Annotated in this window: 10 protein-coding genes; 1 reads left to right on the top strand and 9 read right to left on the bottom strand. The window is 35.8% G+C overall.

What is annotated here, in order from left to right; genetic code table 11:
• Nucleotides 1-184: 184 nt before the first annotated feature.
• The 8 genes from thrS to ACQKIM_RS24925 all read right to left on the bottom strand — a co-directional run bounded on the left by thrS (nt 185) and on the right by ACQKIM_RS24925 (nt 6,672).
• Nucleotides 185-2,101 carry a threonine--tRNA ligase gene (gene thrS, locus ACQKIM_RS24960; RefSeq protein WP_427549121.1) on the bottom strand — a complete coding sequence of 639 codons (1,917 nt, stop codon included), beginning with the start codon at nt 2,099-2,101 and terminating at the stop codon, nt 185-187.
• A gap of 381 nt (nt 2,102-2,482) precedes the next feature.
• On the bottom strand, nt 2,483-2,719 hold the full coding sequence (locus ACQKIM_RS24955) for a hypothetical protein (RefSeq protein ID WP_427549120.1): 237 nt from the start codon (nt 2,717-2,719) through the stop codon (nt 2,483-2,485).
• A 101-nt stretch (nt 2,720-2,820) separates the two neighbouring features.
• Nucleotides 2,821-3,636, bottom strand: coding sequence for a lipid II flippase Amj family protein (locus tag ACQKIM_RS24950; protein ID WP_427549119.1), 816 nt, complete (start codon nt 3,634-3,636; stop codon nt 2,821-2,823).
• A gap of 231 nt (nt 3,637-3,867) precedes the next feature.
• Complete coding sequence (locus ACQKIM_RS24945; protein ID WP_427549118.1) at nt 3,868-4,332, bottom strand: hypothetical protein; 465 nt, start codon at nt 4,330-4,332, stop codon at nt 3,868-3,870.
• Nucleotides 4,333-4,415: 83 nt separating this feature from the next.
• Entirely contained in the window at nt 4,416-4,901 is a 486-nt protein-coding gene (locus tag ACQKIM_RS24940; protein WP_427549117.1) for a GNAT family N-acetyltransferase, read from the bottom strand.
• Nucleotides 4,902-4,915: 14 nt separating this feature from the next.
• Entirely contained in the window at nt 4,916-5,263 is a 348-nt protein-coding gene (locus tag ACQKIM_RS24935; RefSeq protein WP_427549116.1) for a DUF3147 family protein, read from the bottom strand.
• Nucleotides 5,263-5,661: a MarR family winged helix-turn-helix transcriptional regulator gene (locus ACQKIM_RS24930; RefSeq protein WP_427549115.1), complete on the bottom strand. Its 399-nt coding sequence runs from the start codon at nt 5,659-5,661 to the stop codon at nt 5,263-5,265. The genes ACQKIM_RS24935 and ACQKIM_RS24930 overlap by 1 nt, the downstream gene beginning before the upstream one ends.
• A gap of 798 nt (nt 5,662-6,459) precedes the next feature.
• Complete coding sequence (locus ACQKIM_RS24925; RefSeq protein WP_427549114.1) at nt 6,460-6,672, bottom strand: hypothetical protein; 213 nt, start codon at nt 6,670-6,672, stop codon at nt 6,460-6,462.
• A gap of 444 nt (nt 6,673-7,116) precedes the next feature.
• Between ACQKIM_RS24925 and ACQKIM_RS24920 the strand changes: the two genes are divergently transcribed.
• Nucleotides 7,117-7,497 carry a hypothetical protein gene (locus ACQKIM_RS24920; RefSeq protein WP_427549113.1) on the top strand — a complete coding sequence of 127 codons (381 nt, stop codon included), beginning with the start codon at nt 7,117-7,119 and terminating at the stop codon, nt 7,495-7,497.
• A gap of 360 nt (nt 7,498-7,857) precedes the next feature.
• Here the strand turns inward: ACQKIM_RS24920 and ACQKIM_RS24915 are convergent.
• A partial coding sequence (locus ACQKIM_RS24915; RefSeq protein ID WP_427549111.1) for a hypothetical protein occupies nt 7,858-8,286 on the bottom strand: 429 nt, incomplete at its 5' end.

The raw sequence follows: 8,286 nt of genomic DNA, 5'->3' as shown, positions 1-8,286 counted from the left end.
TTGCTGTGGCAATGAAAGGCACCTCCTTTAATTGATACCTTTATAGTACCGAGAGGTGCTACGTGATTATATGCGTTATTTGAATACGGGCTTACGTCATAAGTTAGCTCGACTCTAGGCCCAGTGATCGATTTGATTCATGAGATATGCCTAGTAGTCGAGCTACATCTTTAAAGTATGGATTTTAACGAATTGCTTTTTGTTTTATCTCTTGCCTGATGTTCTCCACAAATTGTGATAATGGCATTTCATGTAAGGATTGCTCACCATGTTTACGAATAGTAACATACTGTTGATCTTTTTCGCGATCACCTAATACAAAAATATATGGTATTTTTTTCATTTGCGCCTCACGAATTTTCTTACCAAGCTTTTCAGAACGATTATCTATCCCCACACGAATCTGTTCCTTTTGTAACACCTCCACTACTTGCTGTACATATTCTTGGTGTTGATCTGCTACACCGATAATTTGTACCTGCTTCGGTGCAAGCCATGTAGGGAACACACCTCCAAAATGCTCAATTAATATCCCTAAAAAACGATCAATTGAGCCAAATACAGCTCGATGAATAACAACTGGTCTTACTTTTTCATTATGTTCATTGATATACGTTAAATCAAATTTCTCAGGTAGTTGGAAATCGAGCTGAACTGTTGCACATTGATGGCTGCGATGAATAGCATCTTTAATATGAATATCAATCTTAGGTCCATAAAACGCGCCATCGCCTTCATTGATTGTAAATGGCAAGCCCAAATGATTAAGTACGTTCTCCAGCGCTATTTCTGCTTGATTCCATAGCTCCAATTCACCCATATAATCAGCAGGACGTGTGGATAATTCAATGTCATACTGGAAGCCAAAAACCTGGTATACTTCATCAATAATTTTTAGAGCGAGTGCAATTTCTTTCTCGATTTGTTGTGGTGTGACAAAAATATGCGCATCATCCTGGCAAAAAGTACGCACTCGTAAAAGTCCATTTAATGCACCACTAAATTCATGTCGATGCACTTGACCAAATTCAGCCATTCGAATTGGTAAATCTCTATATGAATGTAAATCATTTTTAAAAATCAGCATGTGACCGGGACAATTCATAGGCTTTAGCGCGAAGCTTTGATCATCTACATGTGTAAAATACATATTGTCTTTATAATGATCCCAGTGTCCCGATTGCTCCCAAAGACGTTGATTCATCATCAATGGTGTCCGTACTTCATGATAATCAAATTTCGCTTGCAACTGGCGTAAATAAGACTCTAGCTCATTACGAATGATTTGGCCATTTGCTAAATAAAACGGCATACCTGGTGCTTCCTCTGAAAACATAAATAGCTCCAGCTCTTTTCCTAACTTGCGATGATTTCGCTTCTCTGCTTCTTCTAAAAAAACAAAGTATTGTGCTAATTCCTCTTTTGAGGAGAACGCAACACCATATATACGCTGAAGCATCTGATTTTTACTATCACCACGCCAATAAGCGCCAGAAACATTCATTAATTTAAAGTGCTGTAATTTACCTGTAGAAGATACATGTGGTCCACGACATAAATCATAAAATTCTCCCTGCTCATAAATTGTCACTGTATCATGTTCAGGAATATCCGCTAATAGCTCTAGCTTTAATGCATCATGGGCAAATAGCTGCTGTGCCTCTTTGCGTGTAACCTCTCTTCTCAGTATCGGACTATTTTCTTGTACAATTTGCTTCATCATTTTTTCTATTTGTAGTAAATCTTCTGGCACAAGCGGATGGGCTAGATGGATATCATAATAAAACCCGTTGTCAATGACAGGTCCGACGCCAAAACGAGCATCAGGATACAGACGCTTCACTGCTTGTGCTAACAAATGAGCTGTTGAATGGCGAATTACCTGAATACCTTCTTTTGAGCCAGCATCATAGAGGGCGATTTGTGTATCTTCCACAATAGGGCGTGTCAAATCAATGATGGTTCCGTTAGCACTCCCTACAATTGCTTTTTTACGCAAAGCTGGGCTTATTGTTTGTGCAATTTCGGTTAGTGTTACACCCTTTGTAAATACTTGCTGTTGACCATCTGGAAATTGAATGTTAATAACTTGATTTGACATATTCTCTACTCCTTTTTTGAATAATCAGGTCCGATAAGACACTAATTAAAAAATAAAAAAACACATATCCGCCCCATAAAAGGGACGAGTATGTGTTCATTACCCGTGGTTCCACCCAAATTCCCACTAGATTTGCTAGTGGCTCATTGATTTGCAGTAACGTTGCAATAACGGTGCAAGTTTCCAAGCACGGCTCAAAGGTAGTAAGACTTGATTGCTGCATTAGGAAGCTTTCAGCAAATACCTCCCTCTCTGTGAATCGCTACTCAACTCTCGTGTCCTTATCATCACCTAATTCATTGATTGATGAAATTGTTAACTACTATAATCGAATATTATATAACTTGTCAATATTTGAAAAATTTTTTTTGCAACGCTTTTTCAAATCCTTATTGCTGTTGGTAAAGGATAGTCTGGTCTTTGTACGCAGTAATAACAATGTGGATCACTGCATTTTTCTTCTTGCCATTCATTGCAATTAGCACAAAAATAGGCATCAAAAGAATCATCATATATAGTATAATTTTGACATTTTGTGCACTTTTTTGTTTTATCAATAAATCCACTTATTTCTAGCCCATTAATAATAATAACACCTTCAAGTTCTTCTATTTGCACCCGTCTTTTCTCCTATTTTTTCTACCTGCTATTGAAAATGAATCAGTACTTTCTTTTTCAGTGAAGCCTAATTGCTCTTCAGAGGAAGTATACTAAAGCTATCATGTCATAAACTGGGTAAACCATGCGATATATTTTGCTCCTGGAATAAATAGGAGCTGTGCCAAAACGGTTCCTAATAATCTTGAACCCATCATCATTACAGAAGCTCGTTTAAGGCTTAAATAACTACCTCTTTGATTGATAACATCGTCTGCAAGAATAGAAATCTTAGGGTCAATAAAAATTATTAACAAGATTGTTGCCAAACCATTAATTAGTCCAGATGACATCATAGCCGTTGCTTGTCTTTCAGGAGCAAGTAGTGCTGCATACAAGGCTGACAGCACCCCAATGGTATAGATGGCAGTAATTAGTACATTGATAATAAATAATTTAAAGGGAATATCACGCCAACTAATCCCTTTTAAGTAGGAAAAGCTTGGCATATGAATATGTTTGAAGCCTCTTTTGATATACTCGATTTTCACGCTTTTCTTGAATAAAGCTGGAATGGAGCCCCTTTCCTCCGATAAATGGATAATGGCTCTTGAAAATATGGCCACAAATGTAGGTAAAAGCAGTATGCCTACTAGTGTACCTAGTGAAGCAAAGCCAATTATTACTCGGAATTGCTGCTCGACGAAGGCTAGTGTGTTTACCTCTGGTACTGTATCAATTAAGCTACCTGTAAAAGGCTGTTGCATCATATTAGCCAGTCTGGACACCATAACCATGACATTAAATAAGGATAGGGCTGAGGCTAATAATTTTACTCTGGCACCCGACAATCTAACTGCATAGGCAAGTGTTTCAATCGAATGAATAATAAGTATAAATAACGCAATGACAATCAATTTATCAGTTAAAATGTCCAAGTTCTTTACCTTCTTTTCAAAGATTACTCGATTAACATATTTATATTTTGTGCTTGCTTCCCTATTCATATTTTACGAAATCCACCGCAATTGGTTCCATTATCGCCCTCTTTTAGTTCCTTATACCAGAAAGGAAAATTATTATACAATCTAATGTGTTGATTGATTAAGTCTTAATGGCAAAGAGTATGGATGCAAGCAAATTAATAAAATCATATTGGACAATTCTAATCATTTTATCGTTTGCAATGTAGCTGTTAGCGTAAATGGAATTTTTAAATATGTATACTTTATCGTTATAGTTTTCATATTAGCTGCATCCACTCTCACAGCATAATGCTGAGGCTGCTTTCCTATTGCCTGACGATCTATGTATTGACTAGGAAAAATAGTAATCTGCCTTAATTTATAAAATATAAGGTTGGGATCATTCTCCATCTTCATTTCTGCTTCAAACGGTGCAGACTTACTTACAACAAGTTCTATCTTCTCAGGTACTTTATCGTTAATAAGGATTTGCTGAAGCTGTATTTCCTGTAATCCTTTATTCTCTACTTCAATTATTTTGACCGTTGGATTATCTTTAAGACTTGTATAAGCACTAATTACTAGTGGTGCATTACTTTTTACATAAATGATGAATGTCGCTCCCACCACAAGAACGCTAAACAATAAAACAAATAAAATTTTTTTCATTACTTTCCTCACTTTCCTGTTTCCCAATCAAGTATAACGATAAATTCTCTACTGGAAAACCTAGAAGATAAAAACAATCTGCCTTAGTAAGAGACAGATTGTTTTTGTAGTCTTATTTCATCACGTATTGGAATACCGTCATTGCCGACAAGAGGAATTTCAGGCTTATAGAGTCTTGCTTGTGCGACAGCATTTTGTAGAATTTCCACTAAAAAATAGCCCCGTTTTTGATAAAATTTTAAAGCATGTAAATTATCATTAGTTGTGATAAGAGTGATTCTTGTACAGTTAGTCGCGAAAGTCTGCTGTTCTACAGCCTGTACAAGTGAAGAACCAATACCCTTACCTTCCACAATACTGTCTAGTGAAATAATTTCACACTGTTCTCCACGTAAAATATATGTCACAAGACCAAGTATCTTCTTTTTTGTGTCCATATATGCAAATCCCTCAAGTTTGCTACAGTCATAAATACCACTAGATATGACCATTTCTGTCGTTCCCCAGTGTTCCTTAAAAAACTGCTGCACTTCTTTTTGAGGTAATTGTTGAATCGAGACAATTGTCATTTTTTAACTCCTTATTAAATCGAAATATGAAAAACACTAGCTATTGCTTTCTGGATGCCCAAAAATATGGCCCATGAAACAACGCCTAATCCTATGGCAAAAACGATATGAATGGATGACTTCATCGCCATGTATATAACAAAGAGCATCATCATTGTTGCTGGTAAACCAACGATCACACCAACTGTAAAACGCTGAATATGTTCGCTCGATTCACTTTGTACTGTCAGCCATATAATACTTAAAATACTAACAAGAGGTAGTGCGGCAATAATACCACCATACGTTGGAAATCTTCTGGCTACCTCTGTAACGATCCCAATAATCGCTGCAGAACTAAGAATTTTAACAAACGTGATCATTATTTCGACACCTCGCTTAATAAACGAAATGCCTGTAAAATGGTTTGTTGCTCATCTTCTGATAATTGATGTAAAGCATGCTGTAGTTTATTATCGTCTAATTCGGTATTTTTTTTGACAATCACAAGCCCCTCAACTGTTAAATGAAGCATGACTTTGCGTTGATCATCAACAGCCCTTTCCTTCCTCACCCAGCCATTCCGTTCGAGTTTTTTAATATGCTCGGAGGCTGTATTTTGAGAAATATTCAGTAATCCTGCGATATCCCGAACAGTAACCTCATCTTCCTTTTGTATCATCTGTAAAATTCGCACGCTTTGATGGGAAATGACATCTTCATGTGTTGTATGTAGATGATAAAAAATAGTTGTAAAATAATTATTTATATCCTGAATCATCAAATTAACTCCTTTCAATATATCGCATAAAACGATTATATCGTATAATACGATGCATTAATAGGGATTCAATTCATATGTTATAAAGTTTATATTTTCAGATTTTTCAGTCTGTAGAAATATACTATTTATTTTTAATTCTTGCTAATTACGACAAAAAGATACTTGTAGAATAATAGATTTGTACAGTATGATTACACTATTCTTTTAAATTTAGGGTTTCATATGTTATATTTTCTGTATTTTATTGTGGGTGGCACCATCTTGGTGTTAGCTCTATTACTTAGCCATTCAAAATATTTATTTTTATCTGGCATTATCATAGCAATCCCCATCCTGACACTCATTAATATGGGCATGCAAATGAAAAATATGAAGGAAGACACCTTTCATAGCGTTTTACAAAATACCGTGTTTATAATGTCGATGTTTTCCTAAAAAGAAGGAGCTGACAGTTGGCAGCTCCTTCTTCTTTTCATTTAGAACTTTGGATAATTTATCGCCCAACTTTGCAAAATTATCGAGAATTAATTACTATTTACCGAAAATTCTTCACAAATACACCTATACTAAATCTGTTTTTAACAATTGTATTCATTTTAATTATCTCTTGATTATAGATAAATAAAACTCTTCATCCTCCTAGTAGGCAAAACTAGCCTGCCAACATTTTTATAATTAACGTTAAATATTGGTGTAATCCTGTCACTTTTTTATCAACTATAACATCATAAAGTTGATAGGTTTATTCTAGTTAATAAAAAACCACATCTTGTTTGATGTGACTTTCATTGCACACTATAATTCTTCTAAATAAATTGTAACTACGATGGTTTGTAATCCGTATGTAAATGCTTTTTCACTTACAGCTCTATATTTATCATCAATATTAACTACATCACCTACATTAGGGATTAAAGCCGATAAATTATTATTAATATCGTAGGTCATAATTACATCTCCGTTTTGTTCACAAAAACTGATTGTAATATGTTCTAAATTTCCACTCAATTTTCACACCACCTTCTACACTTATCATAGTGCAAAGGGGAATGATATGTCATCACTAGAAAAATAAAACAGAAATTTGACTATCAATTTAGTAGTTTCAATTGCTTGTTTTTGACATACATGATAAGCACTTATACGATTAATTTCGTACTATTATTTACGAATTTCTGTAAACTTGTAGTAAGTTTACTAAAATTCAAATAATATTATAATTATGGAATCCTTGCTACATTGACCCTAGCTCCAAATTCACATCATGGATCACTTAAATCAACCGTGGAATTGGGATTTTCACTGCTTTCTAACTTTGGAGAGAAGATTTATTTACTCGTGACGTATCTCGTAAGTTTGCGATACTCTCGTAACTCTTTTAGGTGATTCCACTATGATAAATTTTTTAAGAATATTGTAATACTCTAATTTTTATGAAAAGAGGCATAAATTATGGCTAACCTTATGGATACTATCTCGGCATTGAGTTCGATAACAGAGATAAAAGATTTTCAAGGAAATTCTTTGTGTATAATTACATCTAATGGTGTATATGTAGGAACCCAAATTACTGTTAATAATTCAGATGCAGTCTATACCAACACTAATAATCTCATTAGACATATTTACTATCTATCCATCCAAAACAGCGAAAATAATGAAGTGAATGGTAAAGCTGTTAATTTTGATGAAACTATTCTTTTAGAAAACGTAAAGTACAAGGTAGGTAAAGTAGTGATGACAGCCAATCATGTTGTACTTAATATTTCCCAGATTGTTTCTTTACACGTTCTTCAAACCGAAACGGCTGAAGCTTTCTTGCAAAAACTATAGTAATTTAATTGAATTCACTTTTTTCTACGCACCATTTGGCTAATTGTTGCGTCAGCTAGAATAGGTACGCTTTTTACTGCAATGCAATTTTATTTAGAAGTACATTATTATTTTGTGGTCTTTTGAACAAAGGGATATTAATATGTGTACGAATAATTTTTTAGTGGCTACTCACCCACTTCTAACATTCTATTCTTACATATGGCATTTAACCTAGGCAAACTCTTATTCCGATTACACAAAAGACCATACTAATTTGTACGGTCTTGTGCTGAGCTTTATGAAGGTTTTATATTGCTTGTTTATGATAAACATACAAATTACTGTTATAGACTATTTATATTATCAAAATATTGAGTACTACATTCCACCTGGCATTGGCATTCCGCCCGGCATTGGCATTCCACCTGGCATTGGCGTTCGACCTGGCATTGGCATTCCACCTGGCATCGGCATTCCACCTGGCATTGGCATTCCGCCTGGCATTGGCATTCCACCTGGCATTGGCATTCCGCCCGGCATTGGCATTCCACCTGGCATCGGCATTCCGCCTGGCATTGGCATTCCGCCTGGCATTGGCATTCCGCCTGGCATTGGCATTCCACCTGGCATTGGCATTCCACCTGGCATCGGCATTCCACCCGGCATTGGCGTTCGACCTGGCATTGGCATTCCACCCGGCATTGGCATTCCACCCGGCATTGGCATTCCACCCGGCATTGGCATTCCACCCGGCATTGGCATTCCACCTGGCATTGGCATTCTACCTGGCATTGGTATTCCACCTGG

The organism is Lysinibacillus sp. NPDC047702 (genome assembly GCF_050272555.1).
Classification (GTDB): Bacteria; Bacillota; Bacilli; order Bacillales_A; family Planococcaceae; genus Lysinibacillus.
The sequence above is the reverse complement of the archived record's forward strand: the minus strand, read 5'-3'. Positions and strand labels throughout refer to the sequence as shown.

What these genes read in the sequence shown, in the direction of transcription:
- ACQKIM_RS24940 (WP_427549117.1), bottom strand. Translation starts at nt 4,901, where the DNA reads ATGACAATTGTCTCGATTCAACAATTACCTCAAAAAGAAGTGCAGCAG.
- ACQKIM_RS24920 (WP_427549113.1), top strand. Translation starts at nt 7,117, where the DNA reads ATGGCTAACCTTATGGATACTATCTCGGCATTGAGTTCGATAACAGAG.
- ACQKIM_RS24945 (WP_427549118.1), bottom strand. Translation starts at nt 4,332, where the DNA reads ATGAAAAAAATTTTATTTGTTTTATTGTTTAGCGTTCTTGTGGTGGGA.
- ACQKIM_RS24930 (WP_427549115.1), bottom strand. Translation starts at nt 5,661, where the DNA reads ATGATTCAGGATATAAATAATTATTTTACAACTATTTTTTATCATCTA.
- thrS (WP_427549121.1), bottom strand. Translation starts at nt 2,101, where the DNA reads ATGTCAAATCAAGTTATTAACATTCAATTTCCAGATGGTCAACAGCAA.
- ACQKIM_RS24935 (WP_427549116.1), bottom strand. Translation starts at nt 5,263, where the DNA reads ATGATCACGTTTGTTAAAATTCTTAGTTCTGCAGCGATTATTGGGATC.